This window comes from Pseudomonas sp. 1152_12 (genome assembly GCF_052850675.1).
Map to the genome: position 1 here is coordinate 599,881 of NZ_VXCW01000001.1, position 22,536 is coordinate 622,416.

The 22,536-nt window shown below is 61.8% G+C and carries 10 protein-coding genes and 1 pseudogene; 6 read left to right on the forward strand and 5 right to left on the reverse strand.

Going from position 1 to position 22,536, the window contains the following annotated elements; all coding sequences use genetic code 11:
• Nucleotides 1-3 precede the first annotated feature (3 nt).
• Nucleotides 4-14,052 carry a non-ribosomal peptide synthase/polyketide synthase gene (locus FW764_RS02575; RefSeq protein ID WP_446432608.1) on the reverse strand — a complete coding sequence of 4,683 codons (14,049 nt, stop codon included), beginning with the start codon at nucleotides 14,050-14,052 and terminating at the stop codon, nucleotides 4-6.
• 150 nt (nucleotides 14,053-14,202) lie between these two features.
• Here FW764_RS02575 and FW764_RS02580 point away from each other — a divergent pair.
• The 5 genes and pseudogenes from FW764_RS02580 to FW764_RS02600 form a co-directional block, all read left to right on the forward strand.
• Nucleotides 14,203-14,289, forward strand: a pseudogene (locus FW764_RS02580) (type II toxin-antitoxin system HicA family toxin); the annotation flags it as partial.
• A complete protein-coding gene (locus FW764_RS02585; protein ID WP_446432609.1) occupies nucleotides 14,286-14,582 on the forward strand; it encodes a toxin-antitoxin system HicB family antitoxin in 297 nt (98 codons plus the stop codon). The pseudogene FW764_RS02580 and the gene FW764_RS02585, both read left to right, overlap by 4 nt.
• A gap of 352 nt (nucleotides 14,583-14,934) precedes the next feature.
• Complete coding sequence (locus FW764_RS02590; protein WP_446432610.1) at nucleotides 14,935-15,324, forward strand: 1-deoxy-D-xylulose-5-phosphate synthase N-terminal domain-containing protein; 390 nt, start codon at nucleotides 14,935-14,937, stop codon at nucleotides 15,322-15,324.
• The gene (ispH, locus tag FW764_RS02595; protein ID WP_446432611.1) at nucleotides 15,212-16,141 is read left to right on the forward strand and encodes a 4-hydroxy-3-methylbut-2-enyl diphosphate reductase; all 930 of its coding nucleotides are present in this window, start codon (nucleotides 15,212-15,214) and stop codon (nucleotides 16,139-16,141) included. Before FW764_RS02590 ends, ispH begins: the two co-directional genes overlap by 113 nt.
• A gap of 69 nt (nucleotides 16,142-16,210) precedes the next feature.
• Nucleotides 16,211-17,242, forward strand: coding sequence for a family 2 encapsulin nanocompartment cargo protein terpene cyclase (locus tag FW764_RS02600; RefSeq protein WP_446432630.1), 1,032 nt, complete (start codon nucleotides 16,211-16,213; stop codon nucleotides 17,240-17,242).
• Nucleotides 17,243-17,245: 3 nt separating this feature from the next.
• Here FW764_RS02600 and FW764_RS02605 read toward each other — a convergent pair whose 3' ends face one another.
• The gene (locus FW764_RS02605) at nucleotides 17,246-18,418 is read right to left on the reverse strand and encodes an MFS transporter (protein ID WP_446432612.1); all 1,173 of its coding nucleotides are present in this window, start codon (nucleotides 18,416-18,418) and stop codon (nucleotides 17,246-17,248) included.
• Nucleotides 18,419-18,559: 141 nt separating this feature from the next.
• On the opposite strand from FW764_RS02605, the gene FW764_RS02610 reads away from it, so the two are divergent.
• The gene (locus tag FW764_RS02610) at nucleotides 18,560-19,135 is read left to right on the forward strand and encodes a TetR/AcrR family transcriptional regulator (protein ID WP_446432613.1); all 576 of its coding nucleotides are present in this window, start codon (nucleotides 18,560-18,562) and stop codon (nucleotides 19,133-19,135) included.
• 7 nt (nucleotides 19,136-19,142) lie between these two features.
• Here the strand turns inward: FW764_RS02610 and FW764_RS02615 are convergent, their stop codons facing one another.
• The 3 genes from FW764_RS02615 to FW764_RS02625 all read right to left on the reverse strand — a co-directional run.
• On the reverse strand, nucleotides 19,143-20,498 hold the full coding sequence (locus FW764_RS02615; RefSeq protein ID WP_446432614.1) for an MATE family efflux transporter: 1,356 nt from the start codon (nucleotides 20,496-20,498) through the stop codon (nucleotides 19,143-19,145).
• A gap of 25 nt (nucleotides 20,499-20,523) precedes the next feature.
• Nucleotides 20,524-21,096, reverse strand: a complete 573-nt coding sequence (locus FW764_RS02620; protein ID WP_446432615.1) for a DUF2239 family protein — start codon at nucleotides 21,094-21,096, stop codon at nucleotides 20,524-20,526.
• Between the two features lie 594 nt (nucleotides 21,097-21,690).
• The coding region (locus FW764_RS02625) for a carbohydrate binding domain-containing protein (protein ID WP_446432616.1) at nucleotides 21,691-22,536 on the reverse strand (846 nt) is incomplete at its 5' end.

A 22,536-nucleotide genomic window follows, 5' to 3' on the forward strand; every position in this document is an offset into this window, starting at 1 on the left:
GGTTCAAATCGCCTCTAGTTCGCTCAAAAAGTCACGAAGATCATCAAAATCTTCCGCACTGCCGGCACGGAAGGTGGCTGCGGCCTGCACATAGGCGCGCAGCGTTTCGGTCTGGAACACTTCAACCAGGGGCACTTCCAGGCTTAACTCGACCTGAACCCGCGACGTGATCTGGATCGCCAGCAAGGAATGGCCGCCGACTTCGAAGAAATTGTCGTCCAGGCCCACTTGCGGCAGGCGCAACACCTCGGCCCAGATCGCCGCAATCTGCTGTTCCAGTTCGGTCTCGGGGGCTACGTAGCGTTGCTGCATCAGGCTCGCATCCGGTGCGGGCAAGCCCTTGCGGTCGAGCTTGCCGTTGGGGGTCAGCGGCATCTGCGCCAGGAACATGAAGTGCGTAGGCACCATGTAATCCGGCAGGCGGGTCTTGAGGCCACGGCGCAAGACGTCGCGCAACTCAGCCTGGTTGATCAGCGCGAGATCGGTGGGCACCACGTACGCCACCAGTTGCTTGCCGGTCGGGCCTTCCTGGGCCACCACCACGGTTTCACCGACGCTGTCCTGCTCGCGCAAGCGCGCCTCGATTTCACCCAGCTCGATACGGAAACCACGGATTTTCACCTGATGGTCGACACGACCCAGGTAGTCCACCACGCCGTCCGGGCGGCCACGGGTCAAGTCGCCGCTGCGGTACACACGGCTGCCGGGCTTGCCGAACGGGTCCGGCACGAAGCGCTCGGCAGTCAGGGCCGGACGCTCAAGGTAGCCACGGGCCACGCCCTCGCCACCCAGGTACAACTCACCGGCGACGCCGATGGGTTGCAGGTTGAGTTGCGCGTCCAGCACGTAGCCGCTGCGGTTGCCCAGCAGTGTGCCAATCGGTGCATAAACGGCGCCGCACGGGTCGCCCTTGCGCGCCTTCCACAGCAGCGGTGTCACCACGGTTTCGGTGGGGCCGTAGCCGTTGAACAGGTAGGTCGGCTTGAGCGCGCGCCAGGCCAGGTCGTAGCTGGCCTGCGCCACCGCGTCACCGCCAAAGCAGTACACCCGCACCGCCGGTGGGTGGCCGTCGCGCTCGGCGTGTTCGGCCAGTTGTTGCAGGTAAACCGGTGGGAACACCGCCATCGTCACGTTATGGCGGTGCATTTGCGCGTAGGTGTATTCCGGCAGCCACAGGCTGTCATCGCGGATCAACACGCTGGCGCCATTGATCAGCGGGTGCATCCAGCCTTCGTGGGCGCCGTCAAAGGCGAAGGACATAAAGTGCAATTCGCAATCGGCCGGGCCGGTTTCATAGCGCTCGCCGGTGGCAATAATGTGCGCTACCAGCGGGCCGTGAGACACCGCCACGCCTTTGGGCATGCCGGTGGAGCCGGAGGTGTAAATCACGTAGGCCAGGTTGTCGCCGTCCAGGGCGACACCTGGTGCGGTGTCGCTGCAGTCGGCCCAATCCTCGGTGCGATCAATCGCCAGCGCATCCAGCCCTCCAGGGATGGGCAGCCGCTGCTGCACCGCCGAGTGGGTCAGCAACAGCTTGGCGCGGCTGTCGTCCATCATGTAGAGCAGGCGATCACGCGGGTACTCAATATCCAGCGGCACATACACGCCACCGGCTTTGAGCACGGCGAGGAACGCCACCATGATTTCGGCGCTGCGCGGCATGGCGATGGCCACGCGCACTTCCGGCCCTACGCCACGGGCGATCAGCGCATGCGCGAGGCGATTAGCCTGAGCATCGAGTTCGCCGTAAGTCAGGGTGTGCGCATCGAATTTAACCGCCACGGCCTGCGGGTTTTCCCGCGCACGGTCGGCCACCCGTTCGTGCACCAGGCGCTTGGCCGAGAAGCCCGAATCGGTTTGATTCCACAACTGCAAAATGTGCTGTTGCTCATCGTCGTTCAGCAGGTTCAGTTGGCCGATGGCCTGTTGCTGATCGTCGACCATGGCCTGCAACAGGTTCTGCCAATGCCCGGCCATGCGTTCGATGGTGGAGTGGGCAAACAGATCGGTGGCGTAACTCAGGGACGCACGCAAGGCTTCGCGTGATTCCTCCACATCCAGCGCCAGGTCGAACTGGGCGACGCCTTCATCCCAACTCAATACCTCAACCTGCAGACCCGACAAGCGCTGCAAATGGCAGTCCGCTGAGGTCACACGGTGGTTGAACAGCACCTGAAACAAGGGGCTCAGGCTCATGCTGCGTTCCGGTTGCAGCGCCTCCACCAGTTGCTCGAAGGGCAGGTCTTGATGCGCTTGAGCGTCCAGTGAGCGTTGGCGCACCTGGTGCAACAGTTGCGCCACGCTCATCTGGCCGTTGATGTCGGCCTTGAGCACTTGAGTATTGACGAAGAAGCCGATCAGGCCTTCGGTTTCAAGGCGGTTACGGTTGGCGATCGGCACGCCGACGCGCACGTCTTCCTGGCCGCTGTAGCGATGCAGCAAAGCCTGGTAGGCCGCCAGCAACAGCATCGGCAACGTGACGCCAGCTTCGTTCGCCAGGCTGCGCAAGCTGGCCAACAGGTGCGGCTTCAACTCAATGCCAAAACGCGCACCGCGATGGGTCGGCAACGCTGGACGCTGGTGGTCGAACGGCAGCTCCAGTACCGGCTGCTCGCCGCCCAACTGCTCACGCCAGTAGGTCAGTTGGCGCGCTTTCTCGCCGGCTTCCATCCAGTTGCGCTGCCATAGCGCGTAGTCGGCGTATTGAATCGGCAAGGCCGGCAACTGCGGCGTGTGGCCCTCGCTGAAGGCCGCGTACAGTTTCACCAGTTCCTCGACCATCAATTGCATCGACCAGCCATCGGAGACGATGTGATGCTGCACCAGCACCATCACGTGATCGTCCTCGGCCAGGCGCAACAACTTGACCCGCAGCAACGGCCCACGTAACAAGTCGAACGGCTGCGCGACGGCCTTGGCCACTTGCACCTTGAGCCCGGCCTCATCGGTATCGCAACGTTCGATTTCAATCAGGCCCAGGTCTTCAATCACTTGCACGGCGGCGCCGGCCTCCTGACGCAGATGCGTGCGCAGGCTTTCATGGCGTGCCAACAGCGTGTCAAAACTGCGTTGCAACGCGGCCACGTCCAGCGCGCCTTGCAAACGCAGGGTGCTGGGGATGTGGTACGCCGAGCTTTGCGGGTCGAGTTGCCAGAGGAACCACTGGCGCTCCTGGGCGTAAGACAGCGGCAAGGAGTGCGTGCGGTCGGCCTTGAGCAAGGCTGGCGCAGTCACGCCCTCCTCGCCCAATGTGCGCACGAAATCAGCGAGCACGGGCTGTTCGAACAGACGTTTGAGCGCCACCTCCAGCCCCAGTGCCTGGCGTACGCGTGACACCACCCGTGTGGCCAGCAGCGAATGCCCGCCCAGTTCAAAGAAGTGGTCGTCGAGACCCACTTGCGGCACCTCCAGCACATCGGCCCAGATCGCCGCGACCTGCTGCTCACGCTGACTCACGGGCGCCACAAAGGCTTTGAGCAATAGCTCGGCATCAGCCTTGGGCAGCGCGTTGCGGTCGAGCTTGCCGTTCGGGGTCAATGGCAGGCTTTCAAGGAATATCAGCTGTGCGGGCACCATGTAGTCCGGCAGGCGCTTGCGCAGTTGCGCCTTGTACTGATCACGCAGCGCAGCCTGTTGTGCGGCGGTGAAGGTCACCAGGTACGCGATCAAGCGGTCGTTGTCAGCCAGCACCACCGCTTCGCGCACCGCCGGGTTTTCACGCAGGCACGCTTCGATTTCACCCAATTCGATACGGAACCCGCGCACCTTGACCTGATGGTCCATGCGGCCGATGTACTCCACCACGCCGTCAGGGCGATAGCGCGCCAGGTCACCGGTGCGGTACAGGCGTTCGCCGGGCGCACCATAAGGGTTGGGCACGAAGCGTTCGGCGGTGAGCGCTGGACGCGCATGATAACCGCGTGCCAGGCCAACACCGCCGATCAGCAATTCACCGGCAGCTCCCAATGGGCATGGCGTCAGCCCGGCGTTGAGAATGAACAACGTGGTGTTGGCGATCGGGCGACCGACAAAAGGCTGCGCCTGCTGCAAACGATGGGCAGCCGACCAGATGGTGGTTTCCGTCGGGCCATAGAGGTTCCACACCGGGCCCTGCAGATCGAGCAAGCGTTGGGCCAGGTCGACCGGCAGCGCTTCGCCGCCACACAGGCACTTGATGCCCTGTAGCAGAGACGCGCGCGGGCTTTCCAGCAGCATGCGCCAGGTCGAAGGCGTGGCTTGCAGCACACTGGCGGACTGGCTGTGCACCAGGTCGAGAATCGCCTCCGGGTCGAGGGCCAATTCCTGCCCGCTCAGCAGCACCGTGGCGCCGACTATCAGCGGCACGTACAGCTCGAGGGCGAAGATGTCGAACGAGAACGTGGTCAACGACAGCACCCGCGCGTCCGCGCCGAGTGCCAGGCTATCGGCCATGCCGCAGGTGAAGCTGCACAGCGCCTGATGCCGCACCATCACGCCCTTGGGCTTGCCGGTGGAACCGGAGGTGTAGATCACGTAGGCCAGGTGCTCCGGCGTGACAGTGACCTGCGGGTTGTGTTCTTCCCCGCTGACATCATCGACCAGCAACACGTGCAGCCCGCTCGGTTGCGCCAGGCGGCCGCTCAGCTGTGGCTGGGTCAGCAACACGCGAGCCTGGCTGTCTTCAAGCATGAACGCCAGTCGATGGGCCGGGAACTGCGGGTCAAGCGGCACATAGGCGCCACCGGCCTTGAGGGTTGCCAGCAGGCCGACGACCATGTCCAGCGAGCGTTCGACATGTACGGCCACCAACACGTCCGGGCCGACGCCCGCCGCAATCAGGCGATGAGCGAGGCGGTTGGCGCGGCGGTTGAGGTCGCAGTAGCTCAGGGCGTCGCCATTGAATTGCAGCGCAATCGCGTGCGGTGTTGCCAGTGCTTGCGCTTCGAACAAGTGATGCACGCAGCGCGTCTGCGGGTACTCGGTGTGGCTGTCATTCCAGCGGTGCAGAGTCTGCTGCCATTGCTGCGCGCTGAGCATCGGCAGTTCATCCAGCGCCTGCGAGGCGTCATTCACCACTGCGCGCAGCAGGTTCTGCCAGTGTTGTGCAAGGCGTTCCAGGGTGGCGGGCGCGAACAGGTCGGTGGCGTAGGTAAGCGAGGCCCACAGGCCTGTGGCGGACTCTTCGGTTTCCAGGCTCAGATCGAACTGCGTGGTGTTGGCTGCCCAGTCCAGCGGCTGCAATGCCAGGCCGGGCAATTGCACCGGGCCGACGCGCAGGTTGTCCTGGTGATTGAACATCACTTGGAACAGTGGGTTGTGACTGAGGCTGCGCTCTGGCTGCAGCGCTTGCACCAGTTGTTCGAACGGCAAATCCTGATGGGCCTGAGCCTCCAGGGCGCGCTGTTTGACCTGGGCGAGCAATTGATGGAAGGCCATCTGCCCGTCCAGATCGACTTGGATGACTTGAGTATTGACGAAGAAACCAATGAGTCGCTCGGTTTCAAGGCGGTTTCGGTTGGCGATCGGCACGCCGACACGCAGCCGGTTCTGGCCACTGTAGCGATGCAGCAGGGTTTGGAACGAGGCCAGCAAGAGCATGAACAGGGTCACGTCTTCGCGCTCGGCCAACGCGTTCAGGTCGGCCAGCAGTGCAGCGTCAAGCTCGACCTGCTGACGCGCGCCACGCAAGCTTTGCACCGCTGGACGCGGGTGGTCCAGAGGCAATTCCAGCACCGGATGCTCATCGCCCAGGCGTTGTTGCCAGTAATCGAGCTGGCGCTGTTTTTCACCGGCCGCCATCCAATCGCGTTGCCACACAGCATAGTCGGCGTACTGGAGTGGCAATGCCGGTAACTGAGCCTGGCCCTGATACAGGGCAACCAACTCTTGCACCATGACGTGCATCGACCAACCGTCGGAGATGATGTGGTGCTGGGTGATGACCAGCACATGGTGATCGGGCGTGATCACCAGCAGTTTGACGCGCATCAGCGGGCCGTTACGCAGATCGAACGGGCGCTGGATTTCTTGCTCCACACACGCCTGGATCGCCGCAGCCTCTACCCTCGCCTGCTCGACAGGCATCGCCAGCGTGGGGTGAATCACCTGCCAGGTCTGCTCAGCGTCTTCCACAAAGGTGGTGCGCAAAGGCTCATGGCGTGCCACCAGTGCCTGGAACGCGCGCTCCAGCGCGGTGATATCGAGCTGGCCACGCAGATGCAATGCCGTAGGCACGTGATACGCGGCGCTGGAGGGGTCCAGTTGCCACAGGAACCATTGGCGCTCCTGGGCGAAAGACAGCGCCATCGGCTGCCCGCGCTCCAGCGCCACCAGCGGTTGTGTGCAGTGTTGATGCAACCCTGAACACGCCGTGGCGAACGCTTGCAGCGTCGGCTGCTCGAAGAGTGCGCGCAACGGCGCTTCCAGCTTCAACTCATGACGCACGCGAGAAATCACTTGGGTCGCCAGCAACGAATGCCCGCCCAGTGCGAAAAAATGATCCGTGAGGCCCACCTGCTCGACCTGCAACACCGCTTGCCAGATCGCCGCCAGCTGCACTTGCAACGGAGTTTGTGGCGCCACAAAGGCCTGTTGGCGCAGGTTCAGGTCAGGCGTCGGCAGCGCACGGCGGTCGAGCTTGCCGTTGTTGTTCAGCGGCAAGGCGTCAAGCACCAGCCAGTGCGCTGGCACCATGTAGTCCGGCAGCGACTGGCGCAAGGTTGCCGCCAGGGCTTGCGCGTCCAGGGTTTGACCGTGGGCGGGCACCACATAGGCGACCAATTGCATGCCCACCCCACTCGGCTGGGCGATGACGGCGGCATCACGCACCGCCGGCAAGGCTTGCAGGCAGGCCTCGATCTCGCCCATTTCGATGCGGTAGCCGCGAATTTTGACTTGATGGTCGATACGACCGACGTATTCCAGCGCACCTGCCGCGTTGTAACGGGCCAAGTCGCCGCTGCGGTAAAGCCGCGCGCCCGGCTCGCTGGAAAACGGGTCGGGCAGGAAGCGTTCGGCGGTCAAGGCCGGGCGGTCGAAATAACGCTGGGCCAGGCCCGCCTCGGCGCCGATGCATAGCTCACCGACGCCGTCGGTGGCCAGCAGCTCGAAACCGCTGTCGAGCACATACAGCGAGCGGCCAGCGATAGCCCGCCCGATCGGCACACCGAACGCATCACTGGCATCCGCCAGTTGGCAGTCGTGCACGCTGGACACCACCGTCGCCTCGGTCGGCCCATAAGTATTGACCAGCCTTACGTCGCCCAGCCCGGCGGCATGCCAGGCTCGCACGCCTTCCACCGACATCGCCTCGCCGCCCACATGCACTTGGCGCAGGTTGCCCAAGCTGCGGCGGTCGGCCGCGCACTCCTTGGCCAACAAATACCAGTAAGCGGCGGGCAAGTCGGCCAGTGTCACGCCCTGCTCGACGATCTCGCGTGCCAACTGCCCCGCGTCCCACAGTTCATCGCCGCGCATAATCAAGGCGGCGCCTACGCACAATGGCGGGTAGCACTGCTCGACAAAGCCGTCAAAGCTGAAGGTGGCAAATTGCAGCACGCGGTCTTCGGCACACAGGCGGCTGTACGCCTCGGCGCTGTCACAGAACTGACCGAGGGCGGCATGGTCGATGGCCACGCCTTTGGGCAGGCCGGTGGAGCCGGAGGTGTAGATCACATACGCCAGGTCGGCGGCCGCCGCATGGCGGGGTGGATTGGTTGCCGGGTAGCTGTCCAGTTCTTCACCGCAGGCGCTGAAATCCACGCGGATCAACCCTTGCGGCAGCGGCAGATCGGCGAGCAACCCGGTTTCGCTGAGCAGCAGGTCCAGGCGACTGTCTGCGAGCATGTAGGCCAGGCGCTCGGCTGGGTATTTCGGGTCCAGCGGCACATAGGCTGCGCCGCTTTTGAGCACCGCCAGCAAGCTGACGATCAACTGCGGGCCACGCCGACTGGCCAGGCCGACGCGCTGGCCCGGCCCCACGCCCAGCGCCAACAGGCGGTGGGCAAGACGGTTGGCCCGCTGGTTGAGCTGGGCATAGCTCAGGCGCTCACTGCCCGCCTGAACCGCCAGCGCGTCAGGTGTGGCATGGGCCTGGGCAGCGATGCGCTCGTGCACACGCTGATGACGCGGCGCAGCACCAACGGATTGGCTGAGACTGAGTACTTGGTGCTGCGCGGCGGCGTCCAGCAACTGCAGGTTGCCAAGCGCCACGCTCGCATCCGCTACCAGTTGCGTCAGCAGGTGACGCAGGTTAGCGCCCAGCTGTATGACCTGACGCTCGCTGAAGTGGGCACGGTCGTAGCCGAATTCCAGACGCAGGCTGGCACCCAACTCGACGCCCAGGGTCAGCGGGTAGTTGGTGCGTTCGTGGTTGTGCATCCCACCGAAGGTTAGGCCAGCGGGCGCGCCTTGGTTCAACGCTTCGGCCACCGGGAAGTTTTCAAACACCAGCAAGGTGTCGAACAACGCTGCACCTTGTTGACCGGCCCACGCCTGAATGTCGTAGAGCGGCACGTGCTCATGGTCGCGCAAACTCAGGTTAAGGGCTTGCAGCTCACTGAGCCAAGCGCTGGCCGACTGAGCGGGTGAAGCCGCACTGATGATCGGCAAGGTGTTGATGAACAAGCCCAGTTGTTGCTCGATCCCCGGCAATGGTACCGAACGCCCGGCAACAGTAGCGCCAAACGCCACGCAATCCTGACCGGTGTAGCGTTGCAACAACAGGCTCCAGGCGCCTTGCAGCACAGTATTGAGCGTGACTTTTTGTTGGCGGGCAAACTCGCCAAGCGCTTGGGTAAAGGTGTCGCCCAGCGTCACTTGATGATCAGCCATGCCCACGCCGTCGACTGGCGCACGCAGCGCCTGGGCCAGCAACGTTGGCGCTTGCAACGGCGCCATGGCCGCTTTCCAGAACGTCTCGCCCGACGGTTGCTGTTGCAGCCAGCCCACGTAATCGCGGAACTGCCCCAGCGGCGCCTCCAAGGTCTGGCCTGCATAGTGGGCAATCACTTCGCCGAGCAACTGCGCATTACTCCAGCCATCCATGAGGATGTGGTGGCTGGTGAAGATGAAGTGCCAGGCAGACCCGACGCCACGCACCAGCATCAGACGAAACAGCGGTGCGGCATTCAATTCAAAGCCGCGTGAGCGCTCGGCATCGGCCAGGGCATCAAGGTCGGCATTCACGTCTTCGATCACCTGCAACTGCACGTCGACCTGACGCTTGATCACCTGATGGGCACTGTCCAGGCCCAGCCAATGGAAGCTGCTGCGCAGAATGTCATGCCGGTCCAGCGCCGCTTGCCAGGCACGGCCGAAGGTCAGCAGATCGAGGCCGTCAATGTCCAGGCGCAACTGGTTGATATAGGCCTGGGCCTCGGGTTCGTAAAGGGTGTGGAACAGCATGCCTTGCTGCATCGGCGACAGCGGGTAAAGGTCAGCGATGTCCGGCCCGGCCACCGGCAGTGCATCCAGCTGCTGCTGGCTCAGGCGTGCCAGCGGGAAGTCCGACGGCGTCACCTGACCTGCCGGCGTTGCGCAGCAATGCTCGATCAAGGCCTCGAGTTCCATCGCGTAGTCATCGGCCAGGCGCTCAATGGTTGCGGCGTTGAACATCTCGCGGCTGAAGCCCCATTGCAGCGACAGCTCACCGCCATACACCTGCCCTTCCACCGTCAGCCAGTTGGCCAACGGCGCTTCGCAGTCCTGAGCCTGGCCGCTACCTTGCGCGGCGGGCACGAACAGCGCCGCTTCATTGAACTGGCGGTCGAACTGCCCCAAGTAGTTGAAGGTGATACGCGGCGCAGCCAAGCCTGCCAGGGTTTCGCGCGACTGTGGGTTGCCCAGGTAGCGCAGCAGGCCGTAGCCCAAGCCCTTCTGCGGGATCGCGCGCAGTTGCTCCTTGATCGACTTGATCGCGCTCGGCAGTTCGCCATCGGCCTGCAAACGCACCGGGAACAGGCTGGTGAACCAGCCGACCGTACGGCTCAGGTCAACGGCGTCGAACAGGTCTTCGCGACCGTGCCCTTCCAGCTGAATCAATGCGCCTGATTGGCCGCTCCAACGGCTGATCACCCGCGCCAGCGCCGTCAGCAGCAGGTCGTTGACCTGAGTGCGATAGGCCGCAGGCGCATCCTGCAGCAGTTGGCGGGTGAATTCGGCACTGAGGCGGGTTTCGAGCTGGGTGCCCAGGCGGTTTTGCAGGCCGCCGTGGGGGTTGTCGCACGGTAATTCAGCGTCGCTGGACTGCGCCAGCCAGAACGGAAGCTGATCGTCGAGGGTGTGCGCGTGGGCCTGCAATTGCTGCGCCCATTGCTGGTAGCTGCTGGTCTTGTTCGGCAATCTGGCTTCGCGGTAAGCCTGTTGCAGGTCTTCCAGCAAAATGCGCCAGGACACGCCGTCGACCACCAGGTGATGGGCCACCAGCAGCAGGCGCTGGGTGCCATCGGCCATCTGCACTAGCGCTGCACGCAACAGTGGGCCTTGTTCCAGGTCCAGGCTGCGCTGGGCTTCATCGCATAGCGCGGCCAATTGCGTGTCATCGGTTGCCTGGGATTGCCACAGCGCCGACTCGGCGACGGGCGCACCGTGGGCTTGCTGCCAGGCGTCGCCTTGGTGCACAAATCGCAGGCGCAGCCCGTCGTGATGGTTGATCAGTTGCGTCAGCGCCGCCTCCAGCCGGGCAGGTTCCAGGGACTCGCGCGGTGTCAGCAGCAACGACTGGTTCCAATGGTGCCGTGCCGGGATTGCCTGAGCGAAAAAGTGTTGCTGCACCGGCGTCAGGATCACCTCACCGGTGACCGGCGCTTGATCGATAACGGCCGTCTGTTCAAAGGCTGCTACCAGCGCCAGGCTGCGCACACTCTGGTACTGGAACAGGTCGCGAGGGCTGATGCGAATGCCTGCCTGGCGCGCGCGGCTGACCACCTGAATGGAAATGATCGAATCGCCGCCCAGCTCGAAGAAGTTGTCGTCCAGACCGACCTGTTCAACGCCGAGTACATCGCTCCAGATCACCGCCAAGGCTTTTTGCACATCGCTGGAAGGTGCGACAAACACGTGTTGCGGCGCCGCATCCGGCACCGGCAATGCCTTGCGGTCGAGCTTGCCGTTGGCGGTCACCGGCAGTTTGGCCAAGTGCACCAGGTGGGTGGGCACCATGTATTCCGGCAGGCTGCTGAGCAGCCAGGCCTTAAGGTCGGTCGGTGCTTCACCCTCGAGCACCAGGTAAGCGACCAGTTGCTTGCCGCCCTGCACCAGCACCACCGCTTCTCGTACTGAAGGATGTTGCATCAGGCGCGTTTCGATTTCGCCCAGCTCGATACGCAAGCCGCGCAGCTTCACTTGATGGTCGAGACGGCCGAGGTATTCGATCACGCCATCGGCGCGCTGACACACGCGGTCGCCGGTGCGGTAAAGGCGCTCGCCGTGGATGAACGGGCTGGGCACGAACCGCTCGGCCGTCAGCGCGGGGCGACGGTGGTAGCTGCGCGCCAGGCCGGTACCGCCCAGGTACAGCTCGCCGGAGACACCGGCTGGCACCGGTTTGAGTTGGGCGTCGAGTACGTAGGTGGCAAGGTTGGCGATCGGGCGGCCGATGGGCACGCTGTCGACGCCTTCGTCGACGCAGGTCCAGTGGGTCACGTCGATAGCCGCTTCGGTCGGGCCATAGAGGTTGAATAAACCCGCCGTTGGCAGCTTGGCGAACACCTGCAGTTGCGCGTCCAGAGGCAAAGCTTCACCGCTGCACACGATGCGCTTGAGGCTGGCACAAGCGTGCACCCCCGGCTCATGGATAAACGCTTGCAGCATCGACGGCACGAAGTGCAAGGTGGTGATGGCGTGGCGGTCAATGGTTTCGATCAGGCGCGCCGGCTCGCGATGTTCGCCAGGCGTGGCGACCACCAGGCGGGCGCCGGTCATCAACGGCCAGAAGAACTCCCATACCGACACGTCAAAGCTGAAAGGGGTTTTCTGCAGGACGGCATCACTGGCATCCAACCCGTAAGCCTGTTGCATCCAGCACAACCGGTTGACCAATGCGCGATGGCTGTTGCTGGCGCCTTTGGGCTTACCGGTGGAGCCGGAGGTGTAGATCACGTAAGCCAGGTTCAGCGCGTGGATAGCCACGGCGGGTGATGCGCTGCTGTAGGCGTCGAGCCAGGTTGACGACGCGTCCAGGGCAATCACTTGGACGCCTTCGGCAGGCAGCAACGCCAGCAGGCTGTGCTGAGTGAGCAGCAACGCGATGCCGCTGTCATCAATCATGTAGGCCAGGCGTTCCTGGGGGTACTCAGGGTCCAACGGCACGTAGGCACCGCCTGCCTTGAGGACCGCGAGCAGACCCACCACCATTTCGACCGAGCGCTCGACGCACAGCCCCACCAGCACGTCCGGACCAACGCCCTGCTCGCGCAATGCGTGCGCCAGTTGGTTGGCGCGGGCATCGAGTTGGGCGTAGGTCAAGGTGGTTGCGCCAAACACCAAGGCTGGTGCGTCCGGTGTGCGCCGCACCTGATCTTCAATCAGTTGGTGGATGCCGCGCTCGGTCGGATACGCTTCGCCGGTCTGGTTCCACGTATGGATCAGCACGCGCTGCTCATCTTCAGCCAGCATCGGCAACTCACCGATGCGCTGTGTGCCATCGGCCACCATGGCCTGCAGCAGACTGATCCAGTGCCGGGCCATACGCGCGACAGACGGCGCATCGAACAGGTCATTGGCGTAGGTCAGCGCTGCATGCAAGGTGCCGGATTTCTCAAAGGTATCGAGGGTCAGGTCGAATTGGGTGGTACGGCCTTGCCACTCAACCAGTGACAGCTCCAGGCCGGAAGCAGTACTGACCGAAGCGATGTCGGCCACTACGGGCTGGTGGTTGTACATCACTTGGAACAGCGGCGTATGGCTGAGGCTGCGCTCGACCTTCAGCGCTTCCACCAGACGTTCGAACGGTAACTCCTGATGGTCCTGGGCGCCCAGCGCGTGCGCCTTGATGCCTTGCAGCAGCTCGACAACGCGGGTCTGCCCGGTCAGTTCGGTACGCAGCACCTGGGTGTTAACGAAGAAGCCGATCAGCCCTTCGACTTCACTGCGGTTGCGGTTGGCGATGGGCACGCCGACGCGGATATCGCCCTGCCCGGTATAGCGATGCAGCAGTACGTTGAAGGCGCCCAGCAGCAGCATGAACAGGGTGACGTTATGCTGCTGCGCGCAACTGCGCAGTTGCGCGGCCAGGCCCGGATCAATGGCGAAATTATGGCGAGTGCCCTGGTAGCTGGGCATGGCCGGGCGCGAGCGATCCGTCGGCAACTCCAATACCGGATGTTCATCGCCCAAGCGCGCCTGCCAGTACTCCAGCTGACGCGCCTGTTCGCCCGCTTCCAGCCAGCGGCGCTGCCACAGTGCGTAGTCGCTGTACTGGATCGGCAGCGCGGGCAATTGCGGCGCCTCGCCGCGCTCATGGGCATCGTAGCAGCGGATGAACTCGTCGATCAGCACGTTCATTGACCAGCCGTCGGAGACGATGTGGTGCAGGGTCAGCAGTAGCACATGCTCTTGCACGTCGAGCTTGAGCAATTGCACGCGCAGCAGCGGGCCGTGTTCCAGGTCGAACGGCAGCAGCGATTGACTCGTCGCGGCTTCGTTGACGGCCTGCTCACGCTCAGCGGGGGCCATGGCACTGAAGTCCAGGTGCTCGACGGCCAACAACGGCTCTACCGCAACCTGTACCAGGCGCTCATCGGCCTGGCGCTGGAACACCGTGCGCAAGGTTTCATGCCGCGCCATCAGGCTGGCAAAGGCTTGCTCCAGCGCACGCAGGCTGAGCGCGCCCCTGAGCCGCACGGCGCCGGGCAGGTTGTAGGCGCCACTGGCCGGGTCCAACTGCCATAGAAACCACATGCGCTGCTGGGCGTAGGACAAGGCCTGGCGGTCCTGCGCTTGAACCCCTGCCGGAATCGGAAACCGGGAAAAATCCACGCCTTCTTTCTGCAGGGCCTGCAGGAACACTTGGCGTTTTTCCAGGGGCAACCCGATAAACCGGCGAGCAAGTTTCAAGGAGTCTTCAGCATTCATTTCTTGGAGTCCGGAGCAATAGGCAGGAAGCACAAAGGCACGTCGTCCCTATAAAACGAACCGGGCGGGGAAAAATTAGCGGGGGATGAGCGGCTGGAGCGAGCGGTCATCAAGGGTTACATCAATGTCAGGAACGACACACGAAGCAGACACAAGCCTCACCCCGGCAACGAACTGAAACACTACATTCGGCGCCAGATCTTCGAACAATTGAAATCAGGAGAACTGATTCAGTGAACAACCAACTGAAACACAATGGCTACATCGGCTCCATCGAAGCCTGCCTCGAGGACAACTGCCTGCTTGGCAATGTGCTGTTTATCAAGACGCTGGTCAGCTACGAGGACAAAACCGTCGCAGAGCTCAACGTGGCCTTTCGAGAGGCGAACGTACGTGTGGGCCATGACCTGCATTTGGCTACGGCCCTGGCCGCGCCCGGTAAAAAAGTGACACTCAACAACCTGACTCACCAAGCCCTGAGTGAGTTTTTGCAACATAACTGCGCAGATCCGTGCCCGGCGGCAAGTTGATCCAGAGCCTGAACATTTGACCCCGGCAATCGCACGTGCCCCCCGGACCAGGCGCGGGTCTCGATCCTTGCCACGCAAGAATTCAAGTTGGAATGGCAAGGGGATGACGTGCGGCTACACGGTCGCCGCAGCATCCGGCGCAGTTACCCACTCACAATCGACGGGACCAGCGTTAATTTGCTGGGCGCAGGTTATTCATTTCTTTGAGGCATCCAATTCCAAACTTAACTAACCGAGGAGGGTTGCGCTTTGCAGCACAGCGTCTAAATTAGAAACCAAGTTCCCCATCGTTTTAACCCTAACCCTTGGTCCGCAGTAACGTCCAATGGCATAGACACCTCGGAGTCTTGCTGTGTTCGAACACTTCGGCACCCTCGATGCAACGGCCCGCCTGCGCGCCTTACCTTCCACAGCACCGCGGCCACTCGCCGACGAAATACGTGCGTTTATCCTACGCAGTGTCGGTGCCACCGGAGGCCATCTTGCGGCCGACCTGGCCATCCTTGAACTGACTAGCGCTCTGCACTGCGTGTTCGACACACCCACTCCATACAGCAGTTCACCGATGATCAGCGGTTGGGGCACCCATTGCCGCACGGTACATCGACCTATCAGGCGAGTGCATAAACATGAACATCATCCTGGCCCAACCACGGGGTTTCTGTGCCGGCGTCGTACGTGCCATCGACACGGTCGAGCAGGCCTTGGGACAATTCGGTGCACCGGTCTACGTGCGCCATGAAATCGTGCACAACCGCCACGTGGTCGATGCATTGCGCGACCAAGGCGCTATTTTTGTCGAAGAACTGGAACAAGTACCACTCGGCGCCGTGACTATTTTCAGTGCGCATGGCGTGGCGCGTGATGTGGAATACCAGGCATCACAACGTCAACTTGAGGTCATCGACGCGACCTGCCCGCTGGTGACCAAGGTACATAACCATGCCCGCCAGTACGCGGCGAAAGGCTACCAACTGATCCTGATCGGCGAGCCCGGACACCCGGAAGTCACCGGCATCCTGGGTCAGGTAGACGCGCCGATCACGTTGATCCAAACCCCCGAACAGGTCCAAGCGCTGACGTTTCCTGCTACCACCTCGCTGGCGTACCTCACCCAGACCACGTTGAGTGTGGATGACACTCGTACGGTGGTCGAAGCGTTGACACGGCGCTATCCCTCCATTGTTGGACCCGCCGCCCGTGACATTTGCTACGCGGTGCAAAATCGACAGCAAGCCGTGCGTGAACTTTGCAGCCAAGTGGATGTGCTGCTGGTGGTCGGCAGCGCCAATAGCGCGAACGCCACCACCTTGTGCGCGCTGGGAAACGCCAGCGGTACGCCCAGCTACCTGGTAGCCGACGGCAGTGAAGTGGATACCCGCTGGTTTACGCCGCAAATGAATGTGGGCATCAGCGCAGGCGCTTCGACTCCTGAGACCTCGGTGCAGGACGTTATCGCGGCCCTGGAACGGACTGGCCCGATACATATTCAGACCATGGCGGGTCGCGCAGAACATGTGCAGTTTCGTCCGCCCACCGGCTTGATTGCCCGGCAATAGGCCAGCGAATGCGTACAAGAACAAGCGCCGCCATGGTCCACGCAGTTGTCCCACCACCGTTCAACACCGGTGGATTGTTCACGACATCGATCCACAACACAGGGAAAGGCAATGATGAATAAACACGGACATCTGGCGACCCAGCTCGTCATACCACCGCTGGAATGCCCCTCGCCGGTACGGGTAGACGAAGCGCTGGGGAATCATGTCAATGACCTGTTACTAGACTGGGTCAGTCAAGTGGGCATTTTCGAAGGCCAGCTGGAACAGGTGCACGCTTCGAATTTCGGACGCTTTGCGATGCTGTGCCACCCCGATACCGACACACCTGAACGCCTCCTGCTTTCGGCAAAATGCATCGCTGCTTTGTTTGCGGTGGACGACCACTATTGTGACGATGAGCGAAGCGGCTCCAACCCCAGACTACTGGGCCCGCGTTTGTCCCTGGCACTGGCTGCTCTCGACAAGGCACACCTGATTGCACCGCATGACCTCGCGTTAACACAGGCATTGAATCGCGATCCTGTACTGCGTGGCTTACAAGGCTATATGAGCCATTTGGCTCGTTACGGCTCTGAATCGCAGACGGCTCGAGTGCGTCTGGAAACCATTGCCATGTTCGTGACCATGAACGCAGAAGCGGCATGGCGCATGGAGCACAGCTTACCGCGTGTCTGGGAGTACCTGGCGCACCGGCAAGTCAACAGCTTCTTACCCTGCATGGCGCTGATTGATGTGGTCGGTGGCTACGAACTTGAGGCTGATGTGTATTTCTCTGCGCAGGTACGCGAAGTCGTGACCCTCGCCGCCAGCGCAACCATCATTGCCAATGACGTGTACTCCGCGCCCAAAGAGAGCATGCCTGAAATAGGTGATTTCAATCTGCCGTTGCTGCTCGCACATGAACACGGCTGCTCGTTACAGCAAGGCATGTGGTTGGCCGCTGAGACTCACAATGAAATCGTGCGCCGGTATGCAGATAAGGAAAACCAACTGCTGGAACACGCCTCACCGCAGCTCGAACGCTTCCTCGGCGGAGTAAAAGCCTGGCTGGCGGGCAACAATGAATGGCATCAACACAGTGGTCGATACCAAGTGTGAAACTCAGCCCAACCGCCGATAGCCCAGCACCGCAGAGCCCAACACTACCGCCCCCGCCGCCAGCGCCACCCAGAACCCGCTGGTGGCGCCAAAGTGGTCGATCATCCAACCGGAGCTGGCTGCGCCGATGGCCACGCCGATGCTCAGGCCGGTGATCAACCAAGTCATGCCTTCGGTCAGGCGGCTGGGTGGGACGATTTGCTCCACCAGCGCCATGGACACGATCAGCGTCGGCGCAAAGAACAGCCCGGAGATGAAGATCGCCACCGCCAGCCCGGGGATATTGGTGACCAGCAGCAACGGTAAAGTGGTCAACGCTGTGGCCACGCCGCAGCACAGAAACTGTCGCGGCAACGGCGCCCTGAGCTTGAGCATGCCAAAGGCCAACCCCGCCAGGCACGAGCCGATGGCGTACACCGAGAGCACGATGCTCGCCGCCGCCGGCTGGCCTTGCTGCTGGGCAAAGGCGACGCTGACCACATCCACTACGCCGACGATCACGCCCATGGCCAGCAGCAGGATCATCAAGATCAGCACCGAAGATGAGGCGATCAACCAGCGGCCTTGATGCGCCTGGTGATCATGCACCGGTGGCTCAGTCGCACGTTGCAGCACGAAGGTGGTCACGCCCACCGCCAGCAGCAGCGCTGCCACCAAGGGCCCGGCTTCCGGGAACAGCACGACACTCAGGCCGACCGAGATCGGTGGGCCAATGATGAAACACACCTCGTCCAGCACCGATTCAAGGGCAAACGCGGTCTGCAACCTCGGCTGGCCACGATACAACTCGGTCCAACGCGCCCGCACCATGGCCGACATATTGGGCATGCAACCGGCCAAGGCGGCGAACACAAATAGCGTCCAGCTTGGCGCCTGCAACCGAGTGCACAGCAGCAACAGCAACAACGCCCCACCACCAATCAGCGCCGCTATCGGTAGCACCCTGCCCTGACTGTAGCGGTCCACTAAGCGTGAAACCTGCGGCGCGCAAAACGCCGTGGCCAGGGCAAACACCGCCGCCACCGAGCCCGCCAGGCCATAGCCGCCATGCACCTGCGACAGCATGGTGATCAGGCCGATACCCGCCATCGATATTGGCATGCGCGCAAGCATGCCGGCCAGTACGAAAGCCCTGCTGCCAGGGGCCTGGAACAACTCGGCGTAGGGGTTTGCCATCCTGCTCAACCTCATCCTCAACGCCTTGAATCTTGCTATCTGCAGTCATCACGGCAACAGACATACGGTGCGTATGTGACAAATCATGCGTAACATACGCAGCGTATGTCAATCACTGAGAAACCATCGCGAGCCCTACCCATGACCCGAGCCCGTGCCGAAATGATCGAAGACACCCGCGCCCGACTGATCGCCAGCGCCCGCCAGGCTTTCGCCACACAGGGCTACGCCAACACGTCGATGGATGACTTTACCGCGCGTGCCGGCCTGACTCGTGGGGCCTTGTACCATCACTTTGGTGACAAGAAAGGCCTATTGGCTGCCGTGGTGGCCCAACTCGACAGCGAAATGGACACACGTTTGCAGCACATCACCGAACATGCCCTAGACCCTTGGGACGGTTTCTGTGAGCGTTGCCGAACGTATTTGCGCATGGCCCAGGACGACGAAATCCAACGCATTATGTTGCAGGATGCACCGGCCGTGCTCGGCGACACCGGCTCGCAACAGCACTGCGTGGGGTCATTGCGTCAGTTGCTTGAGGGCTTGATGCAAGCCGGAGCCATCGAGCAAGGCCCCAGCATCGCGCTGGCACAGTTGATCAATGGCAGCCTGGTCCACACCGCGCTGTGGATCGCCCGCGATGAACACCCAAGCGACCGCTTGACGGAAGGCTTGCAGGGTCTGGAGCGACTGCTGCGCGGGCTGAAGCAATAAGCCCGCGCTACACCAGCCGTTTGATCTGCTTGTGCCGCCACACCAACCGGTAATAGGCGGCCTGCAATGCCAGCATCGCCAGGTAGGTCACCGGGAATGCCATCCACACGCCTTGCAGGCCGAAGTGCGCATTGAGCAAGTACGCCATCGGCAGCTCAACACACAGCACGCAGAAAATAGAGATGGCGACCGGCATCAGCACCACGCCGCTGGCACGCATGATCCCGCCGACCACCGCCTGGAAGCCGAATACCAGGATGCTCCACAGCATGATGTGCAGCAGGTGTTCGGCATTGAGCCGCGCCGTATCGTCGGTGATGAACAGCCCCAGCAACCAGTGCGACAGCAGGTATCCGAGCACGATCAAGCCGCCGGTGAGGCAGGTGTTGATCAGCAAGCCCGTGCGCAGGATCGGCCCGATCCGCTCCAGGCGCCCGGCGCCAATTGCCTGAGCCCCGAGGATCGACGCAGTGATCGCAATCGACAACGCCGGGAACTGCACGTAATTGACGATCTGCGTCACCGCGCCATACGCCGCGGTGGCCTGGGAGCCATGACTGTTGACCAAGGCGAGGATGACCAATTCCGACAACGACAGCACCACCATCTGCAAGCCTGTCGGCAAGCCGATGCGCAAGACCTTGCCGAGGATCACCCGGTCCAGGCGCAAGGCGGCGAACAGCTCACGGTCCGGCGCCATCACATGGCTTTTATGACGCAGGCGCAGGATCAGAAACAGCATCGCCGAGGCGTTGCCGACCAAGCCTGCGTACACCGCACTCTGGATGCCCATGGGCGGCAGGCCAATCCAGCCGCGAATCAGCGCCGGGGTCAGCAACAAGCCGACCAAGGTCGAGACCATCAGCGCCAGCAATGGCGAAATCGTGTCACTGACGCCACGCAGCAACTGAGTGTAGAGGATGAAGACCAGCAGCAGCGGCATGATCAGCATCATCATCTGGGCATAGCCCACGGCATCGTCGAGTACATCAATCGGGGTGCCCAACGCCTGCAACGCCGGGCGTGCGAATAAGCTGCCGAGCACGGCTGCAACCAACCCCACCAGCGCGCCAAGGGTCAGCGTCGCGCCGGTAATCACCTTCACCAGCGCGGTTTCCTGCGCCCCCCAGGCCTGGCCGATCAGCACCGAAGCGCCCGCTCCCAGGCCGATCACCAGGGCGATAAAGAAGAATACGATGGGGAACATCCCCGATACCGCCGCCAGCGCCTGGGTGCCGAGCATTTGCCCAACGTAGATGCCGTTGAGGGTGCCGGAAAAGCTTTGCAGAAAATTCGACAGCACCATCGGTGCCAGAAAGATCAGGTAGATCTGCCACAACGGCCGTTGTTGGGTGACTTCCATGGTGGTTCAAGTCCCGCAATTATTGTTAGACGGGGAAAGCATTACGCGACAGCCAAGCCATGTACGTCTGCACGTCGATGGGCCAATGCGCGATTGTAGTGGCAAAGGCCGCCGCATCTTCAGCGAACAACGCTCGCGAGGCGTCTTCAAAACCGGGCAGGTCGCCACCGATAGCGCTCATGAAACGATAGCTGGCTTCTTTGGCTTGGCGGGTCTGATCACGTGCTGCATGGGCATTGCGCGCTTCATCCACCAACCGGCGCAAAGCCGCTGAGGCCCCACCGCGTTGCTGGCCAAGCCATTCCCAGTGGCGCGGCAGCAAGGTGATTTCCCGCGCCACCACGCCAAGCTTTGGGCGGCCGACCGTCGGGGTGACGGGCGGCTCGTCATCGCTCACGACCGACGCGGACGGCTCAGGCGCATAGCCAGTGGGCCACGGGAAATCGACTTGGGTGCCGGTGGCGTCATCAAACACCAGAAAGCTGCCAGCCGGCAGGTCAAGACCCGCCAGCGCCGCAGCGACTTCGCAATAGTCCCCCGCCGCCACGCGTTGGTGACGAACAAAGGCAGTGCACAGTGGAGCGTTTTGCGTAGGCATGGCTTATTACCCGGATTTTATTTGTTTTACCCGGATCATATTAGCCATGATTTTGCGACATGCAAGCCTAGTGTCTTGAAACTTCCAATTGTTCACCACTCAGCGTCGCCTGCATCCCTAGAACAGTGGGGTCGAGCAGCTGGCATTCAGCAATGGCCGGCCCCAGCTCCACCTGCGGGCGACGGCACAGCGCCCGCGCACCGAAGCGCACATCGTGCTGGCGACACAGCCCTGAGCGAAGCGTTGGTGCCACTGGCGACCTCGGTTGAAGATTACGAAGCGCTGTTGCCGTGGAACTGCTCGCCGGTGTCGCCTAGCTAAGCGCGCCCCCCATAATAAAGTCGGTGGGGTTTATGGAGCGCTTACGATGCAATGCGGCAGCGGTTGGCGAAGACGGAGAGTCATTGGAAGATTTGAATGGGGAATAAAAAGGGACAGCCTACGGTTGAGTAGGACGGTCCCGACTGCGCACTACTTATATTGACTTCGAGCAGGACCGTTATAGCAGGGTTTATTACCTAGCGTGATCTACGGCTAAAGCAGTACTGCCTCTTTTTACAGTGGGTCACGCCCCCAATGCTTACTCTGTGCCCTCTAACGCTCCCACACGCTAATATAGTTAATTATGAAATCATTGCCATCGCCACTGGCGATATGATTGAATACGCCCAACTCTACAACTCCCGTGACAGGCGAAGTATAAACCGCCGAGCCTGTTTTCCAGTCTTGCTGTATTCTTGTATCCACGACAGGACCGTAACCTGCACCATTGATTGTAAGTTGCAACATTGTTCCAGATCTCCCAGTCACAAGCAGAGACCTCACTGCAAAGCTAAAATCGTATGTTTTCCCGGCCTGCACCTTAATCGGACATGTCATAACAAGCCCATAATTATTATTTGTGCTCGTGTACGAACCCACGCCTTCTCCGTTAGAGAATAGTTCATTCACGTATGTGCCTCTGGGCGTCCACCCCTCGAATGTACGGCTGTTAAACGGCCACGTCATTCTGAGCTTTGGGATTGGCACCTGTACGACAAAATACTGTGTTGATTGAAATGACACGGCTCGACCTTTAACCTCACACGTTACTGTGATCTGCTGATGATCGGAAAGAGACGTTAACCAGCTACGTGCCACTGGCTTGTTCACTAAACCGCTCGCGACTTCCGATTCGCCGATCCGATAGTCATCCACTACCTTCAGTTCCTTCGCACCGCCAGTAATTTTCACGCATATGACTTGCCCTGCTTCAATTCCACGCCAGGGCGCCACGGAAGCTCTAGCATCTCCATTAAAACTGCTCAAGTCCAAGGTGGCGCCTGGGTCCAGACGGTTGATTAATGGCTGCGGCAAAACCAACAGAGGGGCAGCCTGCACCGTCAGTACCTGAACCTCTGACTGCACGGTCGTTCCCCCCACCGTCACCCAGTAACTTAG

Bases quoted from the DNA above. Each gene is read 5' to 3' on its own strand.
- FW764_RS02575 (WP_446432608.1), bottom strand. From the start codon at position 14,052: ATGAATGCTGAAGACTCCTTGAAACTTGCTCGCCGGTTTATCGGGTTG.
- FW764_RS02610 (WP_446432613.1), top strand. From the start codon at position 18,560: ATGACCCGAGCCCGTGCCGAAATGATCGAAGACACCCGCGCCCGACTG.
- FW764_RS02605 (WP_446432612.1), bottom strand. From the start codon at position 18,418: ATGGCAAACCCCTACGCCGAGTTGTTCCAGGCCCCTGGCAGCAGGGCT.
- ispH (WP_446432611.1), top strand. From the start codon at position 15,212: ATGAACATCATCCTGGCCCAACCACGGGGTTTCTGTGCCGGCGTCGTA.
- FW764_RS02620 (WP_446432615.1), bottom strand. From the start codon at position 21,096: ATGCCTACGCAAAACGCTCCACTGTGCACTGCCTTTGTTCGTCACCAA.
- FW764_RS02615 (WP_446432614.1), bottom strand. From the start codon at position 20,498: ATGGAAGTCACCCAACAACGGCCGTTGTGGCAGATCTACCTGATCTTT.